Source organism: Gemmata algarum (genome assembly GCF_034097035.1).
Classification (GTDB): domain Bacteria; phylum Planctomycetota; class Planctomycetia; order Gemmatales; family Gemmataceae; genus Gemmata; species Gemmata algarum.
In genome coordinates this window covers 188,096-204,480 of the sequence record NZ_JAXBLV010000110.1, presented here as the reverse complement: position 1 = coordinate 204,480, position 16,385 = coordinate 188,096, and the positions used below count along the sequence as shown (strand labels likewise).

Annotated in this window: 12 protein-coding genes; 1 reads left to right on the top strand and 11 read right to left on the bottom strand. The window is 72.4% G+C overall.

Going from position 1 to position 16,385, the window contains the following annotated elements:
* Window positions 1-33: 33 nt before the first annotated feature.
* The 7 genes from R5W23_RS10180 to R5W23_RS10150 form a co-directional block, all read right to left on the bottom strand.
* Window positions 34-2,610, bottom strand: coding sequence for a hypothetical protein (locus R5W23_RS10180; protein WP_320686231.1), 2,577 nt, complete (start codon window positions 2,608-2,610; stop codon window positions 34-36).
* A complete protein-coding gene (locus tag R5W23_RS10175) occupies window positions 2,607-4,919 on the bottom strand; it encodes a GMC family oxidoreductase (protein ID WP_320686230.1) in 2,313 nt (770 codons plus the stop codon). The genes R5W23_RS10180 and R5W23_RS10175 overlap by 4 nt, the downstream gene beginning before the upstream one ends.
* A gap of 58 nt (window positions 4,920-4,977) precedes the next feature.
* Window positions 4,978-8,400 (bottom strand): hypothetical protein, encoded by a 3,423-nt coding sequence (locus tag R5W23_RS10170; RefSeq protein WP_320686229.1) that lies wholly within the window; start codon window positions 8,398-8,400, stop codon window positions 4,978-4,980.
* Complete coding sequence (locus tag R5W23_RS10165) at window positions 8,400-8,669, bottom strand: hypothetical protein (RefSeq protein WP_320686228.1); 270 nt, start codon at window positions 8,667-8,669, stop codon at window positions 8,400-8,402. Before R5W23_RS10165 ends, R5W23_RS10170 begins: the two co-directional genes overlap by 1 nt.
* A gap of 43 nt (window positions 8,670-8,712) precedes the next feature.
* Window positions 8,713-9,153 (bottom strand): hypothetical protein, encoded by a 441-nt coding sequence (locus R5W23_RS10160; RefSeq protein ID WP_320686227.1) that lies wholly within the window; start codon window positions 9,151-9,153, stop codon window positions 8,713-8,715.
* A gap of 313 nt (window positions 9,154-9,466) precedes the next feature.
* A complete protein-coding gene (locus tag R5W23_RS10155; protein WP_320686226.1) occupies window positions 9,467-11,470 on the bottom strand; it encodes a protein kinase domain-containing protein in 2,004 nt (667 codons plus the stop codon).
* Window positions 11,471-11,472: 2 nt separating this feature from the next.
* A complete protein-coding gene (locus tag R5W23_RS10150) occupies window positions 11,473-12,027 on the bottom strand; it encodes an RNA polymerase sigma factor (RefSeq protein WP_320686225.1) in 555 nt (184 codons plus the stop codon).
* 389 nt (window positions 12,028-12,416) lie between these two features.
* On the opposite strand from R5W23_RS10150, the gene R5W23_RS10145 reads away from it, so the two are divergent.
* Window positions 12,417-13,100: a hypothetical protein gene (locus R5W23_RS10145; protein WP_261185662.1), complete on the top strand. Its 684-nt coding sequence runs from the start codon at window positions 12,417-12,419 to the stop codon at window positions 13,098-13,100.
* 48 nt (window positions 13,101-13,148) lie between these two features.
* Here the strand turns inward: R5W23_RS10145 and R5W23_RS10140 are convergent, their stop codons facing one another.
* The 4 genes from R5W23_RS10140 to R5W23_RS10125 form a co-directional block, all read right to left on the bottom strand.
* Complete coding sequence (locus R5W23_RS10140) at window positions 13,149-14,255, bottom strand: RNA methyltransferase (RefSeq protein ID WP_261185663.1); 1,107 nt, start codon at window positions 14,253-14,255, stop codon at window positions 13,149-13,151.
* Window positions 14,256-14,309: 54 nt separating this feature from the next.
* Entirely contained in the window at window positions 14,310-14,963 is a 654-nt protein-coding gene (locus R5W23_RS10135) for a hypothetical protein (protein WP_320686224.1), read from the bottom strand.
* A 138-nt stretch (window positions 14,964-15,101) separates the two neighbouring features.
* Window positions 15,102-15,683 (bottom strand): TadE family protein, encoded by a 582-nt coding sequence (locus R5W23_RS10130; protein WP_320686223.1) that lies wholly within the window; start codon window positions 15,681-15,683, stop codon window positions 15,102-15,104.
* A 92-nt stretch (window positions 15,684-15,775) separates the two neighbouring features.
* A complete protein-coding gene (locus R5W23_RS10125; RefSeq protein ID WP_320686222.1) occupies window positions 15,776-16,354 on the bottom strand; it encodes a TadE/TadG family type IV pilus assembly protein in 579 nt (192 codons plus the stop codon).
* Window positions 16,355-16,385: the final 31 nt, after the last annotated feature.

The following is a 16,385-nucleotide window of genomic DNA, read 5'->3' as shown; positions in this document are numbered from 1 at the left end:
GCGTCTCTCGGGGGCCGCGGGCGGCGGCCCGGGCTACCGGAACAGGTTGCCGCCGATGTGCGCGCCGAGCGCGCGGTAGCTCTCCCACTGCGGCTCGTCGAACATCTGGTCGAGCGTGGGCTCGTTCGGGAAGTCGGGGTGGGTGACGGCGTAGCTGAGCACGTCGGCCGGCTCGTCCCCGGTCACGGTCGCCTTGAGGTACAGCACCCACGTGTGGGTGCGCCCGAGCCACGGGTCGCCCGCGGGCGCCGGCGCCTCCGGGTACCGCACCAGCAGCAGGGCGGCGTGCGCCCGGGCCGGCGAGGCGAGCAGGTCGGCCAGCGCCCCGAGGTGGTGGACGATCGGGTCGGGCGCGCCCGCGGCGGCGGCGGCGGCCGGCGACACGTCGGCCACCTCAGCCCCGAGATCGACCCGCGCGACGCGCACCAGCCGGGCCAGGTCGGCGCCGTACCGCTGCGGGTCCTCGCCCGCGTCGCACAGGATCACGAACGGCACCCGCCGGCGCAGCAGCTCGTACGCCCCGGTGTTCTCGAAGTGCCCGCCGTCGGACAGGTTCCAGTACCGCTCCCACGGCCCGGCGAACCGGCCGGTCAGTTCGGCGAGTAACAGCGCCTGCGACTGGAACAGGGTCGAGAACACCCGCAGGAGCCGGCGCCACAGGCGCAGCACCCCGCGGGCGCGGGCCACGTTCGCGCGCTCCGCCGCGTTCAGCCCCGAGTCCCACCAGTACCCGAGCCGGAAGTTCACGAGCGTCAGCAGCAGCGCCCGCGCGCGGTTGGTGCGCCGCCCCATCCCCGGCCCGACCGCGGCGCCGGAGATCGCCATCGCCTGCTGCAAGCTCAGCCCCTCGACCGGCGCCGGCCGGCCGTCCACGGCCAGGAACGGGTGCGGCTTGTCCTCGCGCGGGTCGGCCAGCGGCGCCAGCGCCCGGCCCTCGCCCCCGGGCACCCACAGCGCGTGCCACCCCCGGGCCACGCTCACGCCGGCCGGCCCGAGCGCCAGGTTCTCCGCCTGCCGGTCCCGCTGCCCGCGCTGCGACGCCACGTCGATCGACTCGTTCACGGCGCAGTTGATCAGGTGCAGCGGGCCGCCCGCGGCCTCCGGCGCGTACTGCGCCAGCGGCACGTCGTCGCCGGTGACCACGTGCGTCACGTTCGGCCCGTCGGGGTGCACCCGGCGGGCCGGGTTCACGGCCCCGAGGAACGCCCGCCCGAGCCGGCTCGCGTAGATCCCCATCGGGCTCGAGCGGTTGATGAACGCGACGCACGCCCGCAGCCCCAGCAGCAGGCTGACGGCCAGCACCAGCCCGGTGAACAGCAGCCCCTGGGTGTACCTGTCGCCCAGCGCGTACGCGGCGTGGCTCACGAACGCCAGCCCGACCAGCGGCGGCACCGCGCCGAGCAGCACGACCAGCCCGCCCACCAGGAGCGGGCGGCTGAACGCCAGCGCGCTCGCCCCCCGCGGCGACTCGCCCACCAGGAACCGCAGCCCCGCCCGCAGCGCGGCGACCAGCCCGAACACGGCCCCGCCGACCGACGCGAACCACTCGGTCACGTTCGGCACCGTGAGCCCGCCCTGGAGCATGCGCCACGCGAGCCACCGCCCGAGCCCGTCCAGCGCCGCGAACGCGGCCAGACCGAGGGCTGCCCCGAGCCACCACGTGAGCCACCCGGTCAGCACGTTGCGGGCCAGCGCCAGCCGGGTCGGGTTGAAGGGGTCGTTGTGCCCCTCGTCCCGCCGCACCGCGTTCCACACGGCCAGCGACCACAGCACCGCCGCCGCCAGCACCACCAGCCCCAGCGGCGACATCCCCCCCACCAGCGCCGCGCCGGCGACCAGCGCCGCGGCCACGAGCACCGGCGCCAGGAACGTCTCCGGCAGGTCCTGAGACACCAGCCAGTACGCGAGCCCCAGCGGGAGCACCGCGAGCCACACGACCAGTTCCGCGAGGACTGCCCACGGCGTGCGGTACTGGAACGCGCCGGTGATCGGCGTCACGGCGGCCACTACCTCTCCGATGGCAGCGGCGGCCGGCCCCTCGGGGTACCAGTACGCGATCGCGTTCAGCGCCCCGAACGCGGCCAGCAGCAGCGCGGCCAGGACCACGTACACGGAGGTCAGGTTCCGCCAGAACGCGGCCAGGTTGGTGGCGAACTCGCCGTGCCCGGTCGGCGACAGGTAGTTCGAGTGCCGGCGGAGCCACGTGATCGGCTCCGAGCGCGAGTCCACCAGGTCCCGCGCCACCCGCTCCTGCCCGGCCCCGCCCGCGGCGGTCGGGATCGCGCCGGTCACCCCGTCGCGCTTCCCGCTCAGGTCGAAGAAGCGCCCCAGGAACCCGCCGGTGTAGCCGCCGCCGGACACCGTGGACAGGAAGTCCACGTGGCGCAGCCACCCCGCCCGGGCCAGCGCCTGGATCACCCCCAGGCAGAACGTGGCGCTGCGGATCCCGCCGCCGGCGAGCGCCAGCCCGAGCGTGTCGGGCGGCAGCGCGCCGCGCGCCGGGCCGCCCGGGGGAGCCGGCGGCGCGAGCGCGGGGGCGTCGGGCGCCGGAGCGTCCGGCTCCGGTGGGGCACCGAGGCGCAACAGCCACGGGCCGGTCTCGGTACTCATGTCGCGTCTCCCGATTGCGGCAGGGCCGCGGTCGCGCGCCGCGTGCGGATCAGTTCGGCCTCGCGGGCCTCCAGCTCGGCGGGGTACACGCGCCGCGCCTCGTACTCGGCCCGGGACCGGATCACCGGCTCGTCGCGCAGCGCCCGCCGGCACTCGGGCGGCAGGGCCGCCGGGTCCCGGTAGTGGTCCTCGGCGAGCACGTCGGCCGCCTTCTCGGCGACCATGTACACGTTGGCCACGATGAACACGCCGGGGATGCGCGGGAACACCGACGCGTCCGCCACCCGCAGCCCCTTCACCCCGCGCACCCGGAGCCGGCTGTCGAGCACGGCCCGCTCGTCGTTCCCAATGCGGCAGGTGCCACAGGCGTGGTGCCCCCAGGCGACGTTCCGCACCCACTTGAGCAGGTCGCCGGAGAAGGGCGGGGCGTCCAGCCCGGGGCAGCGGTGGCTCTCCACCAGTCCGGCCGCCTTGGCGCGGTCGAGGAAGTCTTGCACGAACCGGACCCCCTCCGCCAGCGCCAGGGCGTCCCGGTCCCGGTCGCCGTCCGGGAACGAGTGGAAGTTGATGTCCGGGCGGCGGAACGGGCTGGCCGAGCGGAGCCGCACCTCGCCCCCGTGCTGCCGCGTGCGGGCCTTGAGCAGGAGCCAGGTGACGGTCCGCTTGGGCTCCCGCAGCGCCTGCTCGTCGTCGGCGGTGCGCTGGGCCTCGGCGGCCTGCCGGGCGGGGCTACCGGGTTCACTGGAGAGCACCGCGTGGACCCGCTGCGCGGCCTCCGCGGGGCTCAGCTTGTCCACGAACGACAGCGGCAGCGAGTACCCGACGTGGTACCCCGGGAAGTAGCCGGGCAGCGCGAAGATGAACAGGTCCGGGACGGAGTCCTCTTGCGCGGACCGCCGGAAGATGGAGATCAGCCCGCCGTTGGTCCCGTACAGCCCGCGGTCGAACGCGTCCTGGCGCGGGTTGTTGCGCCACCGGGCGAGGTGCGGGTCCTTCGAGGCCACCGGCTCGCGGGACGTGGAGGCGAAGTCGGTCAGGCTGTCGAACCCGTCGGTCATGGTGGCGACCACCGGCACCTCGTACCGGTCCTGGAGGTTCAGCCCCACCCCCGGCACGTCCGCCCGCACGGGGATGCCGTGCGCCGCGAGGTGCTCCTTCGGGCCGATCCCGGAGAGCATCAGCAGTTGCGGCGTATTGAACGTGCCGCCGCACAGGATCACCTCGCCGCCCGGCTTGCAGCAGACCCGCAGTTGCCGGCCCTCCCAGCCCTCCTGCGCGGCCGCGCGGGCGGCGGGGTCCGCTTCGTAAACGTGCTCCTGGGGCAGCACCCACACCCCGACGACCTGCGGGGACGGCGCCCCTTCGGCGAACGCGAGCGTGGTCGCGCACACCCCGGTGAGTAGGTGCAGCCGGGGGCCGTGCGCGTGGTGGTCGCGGACCGCCAGGAGTCGCTCCCGCGGGCCGGACCGGAACCCGTCCGGGGTGATCGAGGTCGGTATCCGGGCGAGCCCCTCCTCGCTCCGCCGGATCGTGCCGGCGTGGTTCGGGTCGAGGCTCGGGAACACGCGCCCGGTGACCAGCGAGCGCGCCAGCTCGCCCGCGTTCGCGACCCCCGCCCGGGCGGCGCCGTACACCCCCTCCAGTACCACCTTCGCCAGGCGCCGGTCGCGGAACAGGAACCGCAGGTCGGACATGGTGGTCTGGAGCCACCCGCGGGCGCCGTGCCGCCCGTCCTCCCAGCCGGTGCTGAGCCCGAAGAACCGGCGCACCCGGCCGAAGAACGAGGGCCGGTTGTAGTGGCAGTGCTCGAGCCGCTCGAAGTACGCCCGCATCCGGTCCCCGCGCCAGCTCGGGTCGCCGGTCGCCTCGGCGATGTGGTCCCAGTCCTCGGCCGGGCCGGACACGATGATCATGGCGTTGTGGATCGCGCACCCGCCCACCCCCTGGGCGCGCGGGTAGAAGACGCCCGCCTCGTCCTCGGGGTGCGGCGCCGGGGAGCCGGGCAGCGGGGCGTGGACCTTCGGGTCGAGGCTGGCCGCGGCCGGGCCGTCGAAGTGCCGCACGAAGAACCGCAGCGCGTGCCGCGGGTCCTCGGTGACCTCGGGGTGCAGGAGCGGCACGTCGGTGTTCTCGACCAGCGCGTCGGCCGGCTTCGGGGGCTTCTCCGGCCCCATCTCGGCGAGCAGCACCGTGTACCCGCGCTCAGCGAGCCGGGCGGCCAGCGGCGCGCCGCCGGCGCCCGCCCCGACGATGACGAAGTCGAACGGCGACGTCTCCGGTCGCTGCCAGTCCGCAGGGATCTCGGGCATGGGAACGGACCTCGGGGGCAGTACTCGGTTCGGGCCGCGCCGGCCGGCGCGGCGGCGGTCAGAACGTCTTCAGCAGCGCGATCAGCTCGCGCTTCTCTTCGTCCGAGAGGCGCCGGATGAACTCGTAGTCGTGGCCCCGGTCGGTGACGTAGTCGGGGCTCTTGCTGACCTTGATCAGGGCGGGGCCGACCGTCAGGTCGAACTCCGCGCGCCGCGCCTCCGTCATCTCGCCGGGCTTCACGTCCTTGTACTTCAGGAAGTGGGCGCCGAGCGCGTTCAGCAGGCCGAGCTTGTCGGGGAGCGAGGACTCGGGGTCGATGTTGGCCAGCGTGTTGATCGGCGTCCCCTCGGGGATCGGCCCGAGCCGGACGCCCTTGCCGTGCCCGGCGAGGAACGGGCCGACGCTCACCGCCGCCAGCACCGCGAGCACCAGGGCCAGGGCGCCGGCCCGCAGCGCGAGCCGGCGGCGGAACGCGACCGCCTCGACCCGGTACAGCGAGAACAGCACGGACACCAGCCCGAAGAACCCGGCCGGGAGCGCCACCGCCAGCACCCGGAAGCCCCAGATCGAGTCCAGCGTGCCGATGTCGAGCAGCGTGATCAGCGGCCAGAACCGCGCCGCCAAGTAGATCACCCCGGCCACTCCGACCAGCCCGACGACCGCGAGCGCCCACCAGATCGGGCGGAGCAGCCACCACAGCCACATCAGGTACGTCTCGCGGAACCGGATCAGCCGCTCGCTGCTGAGCAGCAGCAGCCCGAGCACCAGGAACGCGCCCGCGGGCGCCCACGGCAGCAGGTCCGTCTGGAGGTCCGACAGCCCGAGCACCCCGCCCACCAGCCGCGGGACGTGCCCGCCGGCGAACGTGAGCCAACTGTCGTCGGTGGTGCGCCAAATCCACCCGTTGTCCTCCGCTCGCTGTGCGGCGGACCGGTCTTTGGGGGTGCGCCGGTCTTGGTCGTCCTGTGGTTTCGGGAACCAGGCGTCGGGGCGGGTGCCGGGTTGGTTCTTGTACTCGCCGTCCCAGTACCACTGCTCACTCGGCACGGCCCGGGCGGCGGGCCACAGCAGCCGCGTGATGGAGTCGTCGAACGACGCGAGCCGCTGATCCACCTCCGGGCCGTTGTTGAACGTGCCCAGCGCGTTGTTGTGCAGGAACGGGGCGGTGGCCCAAATGCTGATGAGGGTGGGCACCCGGTAGTACCCCGGCCCGCCGTCGCGCGGGGAGTACGTCTTCTCCGCGCGGGAGAACGGGTCGTGGTACCGGATCGGGCCGACCCCGGGCAGCTCCTTGTACGTCTGCGACGCGAAGTCCTCCCACACGTGTTCGTGCCGCGCGTTGGTGGCCGCCGCCCGGGCCGAGTTGGTGCGGGTCACCGTCACCGGGACCCGTTCGTCGATGGACAGGTAGTTGTGGACCGTGACGGGCGGGGTTTTGCCGTCCGGGTCGCGCGCCTCGTACTCCCAGAACGTTTTCTGTTCGACCGCCAAGCGCGCCCACGCGGCGTACCCCGGCGGGAGCTGCCCGGTGCCCCGGGTGAGCTGGAACCGGTCGTCCGCGGTCAACCGCAGCGCCTGACGCGCGCCCGCTAACTCGGCCCGCAACTTCGCGAGCCGGCCGTCCTTCTCGTCGGCGCCCCGGTCGGCCTCCGGGACCTTGCTCATCTTGTCGCGGTACGCGACGGAACCGGGCAGGGCAGGGTCGAGCACGAGGGCTTCCAGTTCGGGCAGGTCGCCCGGCTGGACGCTGGAGTGGCACGCGATGCACCCCTTCGCGAACACCGCGCGGCCGGCGGCGTAGTCGCCCGCCCCGCCGATCAGCGCCGGCTGTTTCGGCTCGGGCGCCTTGGGCGGCTCCGCCTTCGGGGCCGGGGCCTTAGGGTCCGGGGCCTTGGGCGGCTCCGCCTTCGCGGGGGCGGTGTACCACGGCAGCCCGGTGCCGCGCAGGTGCGCCTGGAACGTGTCCTCGAGCTTCTTCCGCGCCCCCGCGTCGGCGGGGCGGACCACGTTGCGCAGCCGCTGCGGGTCGGTCGAGGCGAGGAAGAACTCCACCATCGGCTGGACGCGGAGCAGCGTGGCGTGCCAGTACAGCGAGTGCCCGGCGATGTCGTTGAGCTTGAACGGGTCCTGCTTCCGGAACCCGAGGATCGGGTTCTGCACCCGGATCCACTGCTGGTGGTGCGTGCCGATGTTCAGGTACACCCGCGACAGCGCGATGTCGAGGCCGACGCTGTCGGACCCGTCGAGCAGCACCCGGGGCACGTCCTGCGGGTTGGCGATGTCCGCCTTCTCGTACCGGCGGATGTACCCGAGCGAACTCGCGCTGAGCGCCTCCGCCGGGTTGTGGTGCGAGCGGGCGACGCGCCCGCGGAGCCCGTAGAACGAGTTGATCGTATTCGGATTGTTGTTGTTGTCCGACGGGTACGCGGACGTGTCGACCGCCCCGGGCAGTTGCGAGTCGAACACGTGGTACAGGTAGTTGTTCGAGCGGAGCGCGTTGCCGAACGTGCCGCGGATGCGGATGAACTGGTTGCCGACGTTGTTCGACAGGTTGGCCCACTCGGGCCGCTCCCGGTGGGCCGGCGGGTTCAGCGGGTGCGGCGCGATGTGGCAGAACCCGCAGCTCATGCCGACCCGGTACGGGCGGACCGTGTCGGGGTCCGCGCGGTACGCGGTGCCCTTCTCCCCGTCGTCGTAGTACAGCCCCTTGTTCTTCTCCCAGCGCTTTTGGGCGGAGGACGAGTTGAAGAAGTCGGGGTTCGGGAACAGCCGCAGCCCGACCACGCCGGTCGGGTATCCGTACACGGGGTACTCGTCGGGGTACTTCCGCTCGCCCGGGTCGTAGGAACTCGCGGGGTACCACTTCTCGCCGGGCGCCGCGGGGCGGTACTCGACGTGCGCCGGGCGCTTCTCGAGCGGGTCGCCGGGCAGCACCCGGCACGGGCCGTCGTCGGGCCGGATCGGCCGTGCGAACCGGACCCCGTAGGTCTGTGCGGTCTCGGCGTCGGACGGCAGCCGGGTGCCCGGCTCGTTGACGAGCCCGGTGCGCGCGAACCGGGTGTCGCGGCGGTCGGGGTCGAGGAGCCACATCAGGTCGATGGTGCCGTACCCGTACCGGGCGAGCCAGTCCCACCACGCCTCGTTCCCGGCGGCCCAGATGGCCCAGGCGTTCCGCCCCTTGATCGCCTCGGCGCTCAGTGCGAGCGGTTGGGCGCCCTCGCCGCCGGAACTGCCGACCGCGTCCATGTCTTTGAAGTAGTCGAGTTGCGCGGGCCGGTAGTACTCCTCGGCGGCCTGCTTCCACAGCCCCTTGTCCGCGCCCGGGCCGAGGCCGCGGTACTTCTCGGCGCCGGGCGCGTAGTACCCGGAGCCCTGGCGCAGCCGGGCCAGCGCCTCGTCCGGCGGAACGTCTCCGGCGCACCCGACGGCGAGCGCCGTCAGCAGCGCGAGCGCGGCCCCCAGGAACATGTTCTTGCGCATCACAGTGGCCCCGTCGTTCGAGATTTCCGGAGGTCGCTTCGCGTGTGCTGGTGCGGGGCGGCGGGGAGCGTGTCGGCTGCGCCCGCCCCCGGGCGGGCCAACTCGCCCGCGAGCCGCTGCGCCAGGTCCCGCGCGCCCAGCCCGCACCCGAGCCGGGCGGTCACCCACTGCACGAGCCCGGGCGGGCCGCGCCCCAGGTCGATGACCCGGGCAACCAGCGGCAGGAGCCGGGCGCCCGGGTCCCGCCCCGCGTTACCGCATCCCGCCACGCCACGCCCTCCCCGTTCGGTTCACTCGTTCGCGCGCCGGCGCTCACGGCGTCGGTGTCGCGCTGAGGTGCGTGAGCACCTCTTTGGACATCAGCTCCCCGTCGGTGGTGACCGCGGACACGGTCCCGCCCTCCGTGCCGTCGGTCTTGATCCGCACCGTAATCGCGAAGTTGCCGTCCTCGTCGGTCACCACGGTCTTCCCGGCGAGTTGGGCGACCGCCCCTCCGAACGTCACCGTCCGCCCGCCGGGCGTCTCATCGACCACCCGTCCGGTAATCAGGAAGTGCCCGTTCCCGATCTCGGCGGCGTCGAAATCAACGATCTCGGGGGCCTTGTTCGCGGGCGCGTCGGCCAGCGCCACGAAGACGGGTTGCGTGCCCAGGTTCGTGAGCGGTTCCCATTCCAACCCGGACGGCTGGTCCCGCCATTCGAGCGCTTCGAGCGTGAGCCGTGACCGGAACGGGGTGGGGCGTGCGCGCGTCATTCGACATCCTCGTCGTGGGGTGCGGTGCGCGGCGCCGGCCGCGCGATCGTTCACCCGCTCCATCGAGAACCGCGTGCGAAAAATGTCAAAAATGGTGGCGGCGACCCGCAGGACCACGTGCGGCGGAGTTGTGCCGCGGTGCCCGGTTCACGAGCCCGGCTCGTCCGATTCAGCGCAAGATCGCACGGCTTATTAACTTCCCGCCGGAACGCGCGAAGCGACGGCCCGCGGCGACAGCGAGCCGCGCGGGGTGGCGTGAGGAGTGATCAGAAGGGCACAACAGCAGACGGGACGGGAGCGACCGCGAAACCGGTCAAGGCGCTCCCGCGCGGGCAAACGTGTGCGAGTTAAGCGGTGGGCAAACGAGGTGCGGGTCCGGCGCGGCCGGAACGGCCGGGCCGGGGGTTAACCCGCCCAGTTCCGCCCGCTCCTTCGCGCCGAGTTGCTTTTGAAAAATCGGGTCGGTAAGCAGCCGCGCGGGCGGACGGCCGAGTCGGATCGCCTGCTTGAGACACCACACGGCCCGCGCGCGGGGGTTCTCCTTTCCCCCGCCGAAGGTTAGCAGCACGAGGGCCGCGTTCGTGTACATCTCGGCCGACTCGACCGGCCCCGCCAGCGCGGCTTCGATGTCGTCCCGCGCCGCGGGGTCGTCGCTCACTTCGTAACCGCTCCCGAGCACGAGCCGGAACCGGACATACGCTCGGTTCAATCGGGCGGCGGGAAGATCGGACACGAGTTCCAGCGCAGCCGCCACCTCGGTCCGGGCGCTCGAGAGCTTCGCCCGAGTCCCTCCGCTCTGCAACAGCGCCCGGGCGAGGTTGTTCCGCACCCAGGCCGGCGCAAATTTCGCGTCGATCGCCCGGCGGTACAACTCGGCCGCGCCCAGGTGATTCGCGGCGAGCGAATGAGCGTAAGCCAGGTACGCGGTGTTCGGACCGGACGGCTCCAACCGGTCGGCGTCCTCGAAGCTCTTGAGGGCCGCAGTGACGTACCCTTCTTTGAGGGCACGCCGCCCGCACTCGAAGTGCTCGGCCGCCGTGGCGGGCTTCTCAAGCCAGGGGTCCGGTGACAACACGGGCGCCGAACGGGCCGGCGGCGCGGGGCCGGCAGACGGCGGTTCGACAGGCCGGCGAGCGAGCGCAACGGCAACGAGTCCGCCCAGCACAACCGCGAGCGCGACCGCCGCGACCGCGCACCGGCGGGCGCGACGTGCGAGGTGTCGCTCCAGTGTGCCCCGCACCCGACCGATTTCCGGCCGCCGTTCGGGAACCGGGTCGAGGCACCGGCGCACGAGGCCCGCGAGCGCGGCCGGTGCGACCGGTGCCCGGGGCGCGGTCGGTCGCTGGAGCAGCTCGGCCGCGGCACGGGCCGAGTCGGTGGTGCCCGGCTCGGCCGGCACGTGGCCGGTCAGCAATTCAAACAGCAGCACACCGAACGAGTACACGTCGGCCGTGGTGGCCGGGACCGCCGTGCCGCCGCCGGCCACCACCCGGAGCCACTCCGGCGGCATGTAGGGGAGCGTACCGCCGCACCGATGCGCCGGGGCCGCGAGGTCGGCACACAGGTTGAAGTCGATGAGGTACGGCCGCCCGTCCGGCGCGACGATGACGTTGGACGGTTTCAGGTCGCCATGCACCAGCCCGGCACGGTGCAGGTGTTCCACCGCCCCGGCGAGCCGGGCGGCCAGCTCCACCCGCCGGTCGAGCCCGAGCGGCGCCGGGCCGGCGATGATGTCGCGTAGCGTGGTCTCTCCGACGAACGGCATGCACACGGCGGCGAACCCGCCGGACTGGCGGGCCCAGAGGACGGGCACGATGTGCGGGTGCGCGATCCCCCCCAAGAAGTGCGCCTCGCGGGACGGCCCCGGGGTCAGCTTCAGCACCACCGATCGGCCGCCGGCGTCGGGGTCGTTGGCCAGGTACACACGGGCGAACGCCCCGCGGCCGAGTTCGCGGACCACCACGAGCTGCTCGAACCGATCCCCGGGCTGCGGCCACGCCGGCGCGGCGGCCAGCAGTTCGGGGTGGTCGGCGAGCTGCCGGTGCCCGTCGAGCACCTCGCGGACCAGCGCTTCGTGCGCCGGGAACCGGGCGGCGAACTCGGCCACCGCCGGCGCGGGACCGGCCTCCTCGCGGAGGCAGTACTCCTCGTACGCCAGGTCGATCACCAGCGACTGGTAACCGAGCAGCACGGGGTGCTCGGCGAGCGCGGCGGCGGCGTCCGGGTCGGCCCCGGCGCGCCACGCCCGTTTGAGCGACTCGGCGAGCGCGGCCGGGGCCGCGAGCGGCGGGTCGATGAGGCCGGTGACGGTCGCCACGGTTACACCCCCGCGAGGTCCTTGAGCCGCCGCACGATGCGGTTGACGGTGCTCAGGCTCACGTCCGTCAGCCGGACGATGTCATCGAGCCCGTACCCGTCGCGCAGCCGCTCGGCGACGACCCGCTGCCGGCCCGAGAAGTTTTGCAAGAGGCGCTCCCACCGCTCGTCGGCGATCACCACCTGACTCGGCGACGGGGCGCGGTCGGGGGGCTCGGCGCCGGCCGCGGGCACCTCCCGGGACCGGTCGTACTTCTGCGTTCCGAGCTGCTGCCGGGACATCTCAACGACTTTATTGTGGGCGACCCGGGCGAGAAAGCTGGCGAGCGCCTGGGGGGAGGTGAAGGCGCGCCCCTCCGACGGGGCGATCAGGAACGAGGCCCAAACGTCCTGCACGAAATCGACCGAGTCGAACCGGCTCCGGAGCTGCGGGGGCAGGCGGCGCCGCACGTTCGCCCGGATCGTCGGCCCGAACCGGGCGTACAGCTCCTCGGCGGCCCACGGCTCGCCGGCCCGGAAAGCCGCCAGCAGGGCGCCGATGTCTCGGGTGGGGTCCATCACGTCCTCCGACAACGCGCCACCGAGCCCGCGGGCGGCCGGAGCGAACTCGGGACCGGGTGCAACGTTATAGAGTGCTCAGGCTGCATCGTAACAAGGCCCAAGTCGCCGGGCGATCGTCAAGAACCCATTTTTGTTTCGCCGGCCGTGACCGGCACGGCCGGAATCACTTCGATACTTAACGTGGGCCGCGCTTGCGCACGGTCCGCGTTCAACTTGATTAACGGAAAGCGGCGAGAATTTATCAGGATTTCGTGAATTCTCGCGCGCTCTTTTTCGTTCGCTCACGAAACGGCGCGGCCGAACGCGCCGTCACGAACCGGCGGATTCGCAGCACCACCTATGTGTCGTAGGCGCCACCGGCCCATGTTCAAACCGCGAGAACGTGTATGACCGCCGACGAATGGGACGCGTGCGCCGATGCGGAAGTCGTTCAGCAGTTCCTGAACGGCGGTTGCAGCGACCGCAAGCTGCGGCTGTTCGCGATCGCGTGCGTGCGCCCGTTCTGGGACCTGCTCCTCGCCCCGCAAGCGCGCGGCGCGATCGAGGTCACGGAGCGGTTCGCGGACGGGTTAGAAACGGAGGCGACGGCCCAGTTCGCGAGCCAGGCGTCCTGGGGCTCCGCGTCCCGGCTGGCTTCTCGGCGCCGCGTCCACACCTCCGCGGCCCACGCGGCCGGGTACGCCGCGACCCCGAACGTGGCCCACCCTCGCGTCCGCTCGGGGCTCTGGGATTCGGCCCTCGCGGTCCATTCCGACCTGGTCATCGAAGCCGGCGGCTCGTGGTTCCGGGGGCGCGAGAACGGGGAGCGGCACCTCCTGGCGTTCGTGCGCGAGGTCTTCGGCAACCCGTTCCGGCCGATTGATTTTGATCCCGCGTGGCGCACCCCGGATGTCCGGATGCTCGCGGAAGGGGCGTACCTGGAGCGGTCGTTCGACCGGCTGCCGGTTCTGGCCGACGCGCTCCAGGAGGCGGGGTGCGACTCCGTCCCGCTGCTGGACCACTTGCGGGACGCGCACGCGCCGCACGCCCGCGGGTGCTGGGCGCTCGACCTGATACTGGAGAGGGCGTGACCGGCCTTCGGTGAGGGGCGCGTGAGGGCCGCGTGCGCACGCGGCGCATCAGCCCGGCTTGTTCCACACGGTCAGCACCGCGGGGAGCCCCAAGAGGCGGACCCGCGTCTGCCGCACCTGCTGCCACCGGCAGCCCTGCAACACGCGCTTCAGACCTTCTATTTCCATCGCCAGCAGCACCGCGCGGCCGCCGGGCTTCAGCACGCGGTCCATCTCGACGCCCGCGGCCTCGTACAGCGGGCCGATCTGCTCGATGGACGACAACTGCTTCCCGAACGGCGGGTTCGACACGATCCGGTCCACGCTCGCCGTTTCCAGCGGCAGCGCCGTCGCGTCCCAGCGGGCGAGGGCCGCTTTGCCCACGTGCTCGAGGTTCTGCGAGGTCACGAACACCGCGTTCGGGTCGATGTCCCCGCCGATCACGCGGATCTCGCCCCCGCGGCTCCGCTTCTCGGCCACGTCGAGCGATTCCGCCAGGATCGTGCCGGCCCCGCAGAACGGGTCGAGCACCGTCATCCCCGGGCCGATGCCCGCGAGCCGCACCATCGCGGCGGCGACGGTGGGGCGGAGGGACGCGGCGACGTGGTCCAGCTTGTACGCCCGGTGCCGCATGGTGCGGTCGCTGAGCCGCACGCCGCACACGGCGGTCTTACTGTAGATCGTCAGCCAGACCTCGAGCCACGCGTTCTCGTTGCTGTAGTGCCACCCGTGCGGGATCTTGCCCGCCAGCCCCTCGATGAACGCGGCCCGCGCGTCCGCGCGGCGGAACCCGTGCTCGCCCTGCATCTGGCACACGAGGTGGTACGTCGGCTTGCCCTTGGTTTTCGGGCGCAGCTTGTGGTGCAGCTTGAAGAGGTGCTCCCAGTCCGGCTTGCGCGCGGTCCAGTTGCGGATCGTGTCGAGGTCCTCGGACTTGTAGGTCAGCGAGTCCGAGCCCCACGCCATCAGGAACACGTCCTCGGTGGTCCGCAGCGACAGCACCTTGTCGGACAGCGCGCCGACGCGGAACACCACCAGCCCGCGCGCCGTCTTCTTCACCTCCCCGCCGATGTCGCGGGTGATCTCGTCGGCCGCGGTGGTCTCGATGCCGCCGTGCGTCATCGCGTACAGCGGCGGCAGGGGCTTGTCGTCGGTCGGTCGGCCGGAACGGGACATCTCAGCACTCTCACGCGGGAGCAAACAGACATGATAGCAGGTTCCCGCGCGACGCTATCGCCGGAAGTGCGCGCGCCCCTCCTCCGAGCCGAGCATCAGCAGCCCCCACAGGCCCGCGACCGCGCCCGGAACGCAGCACAGGTGCGCGACGTTCAGCGTCGCGACCACACACGCCACTTGCGCGAGCCGGTAGTTCCGCCGGAACACGATCGCCAGCCCGCCCGCGAGCACGGTCGCGCTGGCGGCGAGGGCGGCCGGCAGGATCCACCGGAAGTGCCCGAGCAACTGCTCGGCCGCCTCCGCCTCTCGCGCGGCCTTCTCCTCGGCCGTGCCGCCCGGGTCGGCCTCGAGCCCCATCTTGCGCACCGCTTCGGTCTGTTTCGCGGCCCACTGCCGGCCGGCGGCGGGGTCGCCGAGCACCAGGAACAGCAGGTAACCGTTCACCACCGCCCCGACGACGCCGCACACCAGCAGCCCGAACGCCGGGAGCATGAGCATGAGGTCCGGTCGGGCCGCCGGCTTCGGCCCCGCCGCCGGTTCCGGCCGCGACAGCAGTTCGGCCCCCGCGAGCGTCCCGCCCGTGCGGACCGGCGCGCGAAACAGCGCCCGGCACTCGGGGCACTGCACCTGGGTCCCGAGCCAGTCCAGCGGCACCCGCACCAGGTGCTTGCACGCCGGGCACGCGATCACTTCAGTTTCGGGATTCATAGCGAAAGCGGAAGACAGAGGGCGGGAAGGGACGCAAGGGCAGAGATCAAACAACAGAGGACCGAAAGGAAAGCAAGGGGCGCCCCCGCTTCTCCTTTCGTCCCCCGCCGTGTGATTTTCGCCTTCGGCCCTGCGGGCTCAGCCCTCGCTGCCCATGATCGCGGTGGTCTTTACCGAAATGGTGGACGGCATGAGCAGCAGCGTCGGGAGGAGCGGGCGGTAGGTGCCGTCGATGGTGACCGCGATCTTCTCCGTGAACCCGGCGGAGTTCCACGGCACCGCGTTCGCGTCTGCGTCGTTGAACGGGTCCGGGTAGGTGCCGGCGGTCTTGGTCTTCGGCCGGACCACCGGCGGGCTGAGGGTCAGCCCGGTCGGGTCCACCGAGTACACCGCGATGCGGAAACTCTCAATGTTCCGAACGTGAATCCCGCCCATGCGGTCCTGGGTGTACGACTCGATGTTCTGGACCGTCTGCGTGACGCCGGCCGCGTCGGTGTACGTGTAGTTGGTGATGTTGAAGGTGCTCGGCTTGTCCACGTTGACGACCGCGTACCGCGCGCCCTCGCGGGCCGCGTTGTTGGTCACGTGCAGCACCATCAGGAACCGGCAGTACTCGAACATGCCGAACAGGAGCATCAGGAACACGCTCATCACGAGCGCCGCCTCGACCGCGGTGAGCCCGCGGCGGTGGTGGCGGCGGCGGAGTCGGGTTGCGAGCATAGGTGTCCGCGCGGGTCGGGGGTGCGGGGTTCGGGTGCCAAGGCGAAGGGGCGGTCGGGGCCGGGCGGCGCGTTCCCGGCCCGCGGCCCGTGCTACCAGGTGGGCAGGGTGCCGTTCACCTGGAACCGGTCGTCGGTGAGCATCTGCCAGGTGACCGTGAACGACACGCTGGACGGGCTGATGAGGCCCTTATTGACCCACCGCACTTGGCTCCACGGGATGGTGATTTTGAGCGTGAAGGTCATCCCCTTCTCGCCGTAGCACGGCTCCGGCGGGTAGCTGCCGAGCGGGTAATTGGTCCCGGTCGGGTCCGTCGAGAGCGGCACGTAGTCGGTCGTCCGCGGGGTCGAGAACGCGAACTCGACCGCCACGTCGCTCAGTTGCAGGTTCGTCAGCCCGGCCGCGTACAGGTACTGGTACACCGTGGCCTGGACGTTCACCGTGCCGGTGCTGAGCCGGATCTGCGTCGGCGCGCCCGAGCTGTTGATCGTGTACGCCTGGGCCGACAGCCGCGCCCCCTCGCGGGTGGCGTTGCTGACGAGCTGCTGCACCTGCACCAGCCGGCCCAGTTCCCAGATCCCGAACATGACCGGGATCACGAACAGCAGGAACACGAAGGCCAGCTCGACCGCGGCGACGCCGCGGCGGGCCGGCCGCGGGGAGCGGCGCATCGGATCACCCCGGTACGGGCGGGACGGGTCG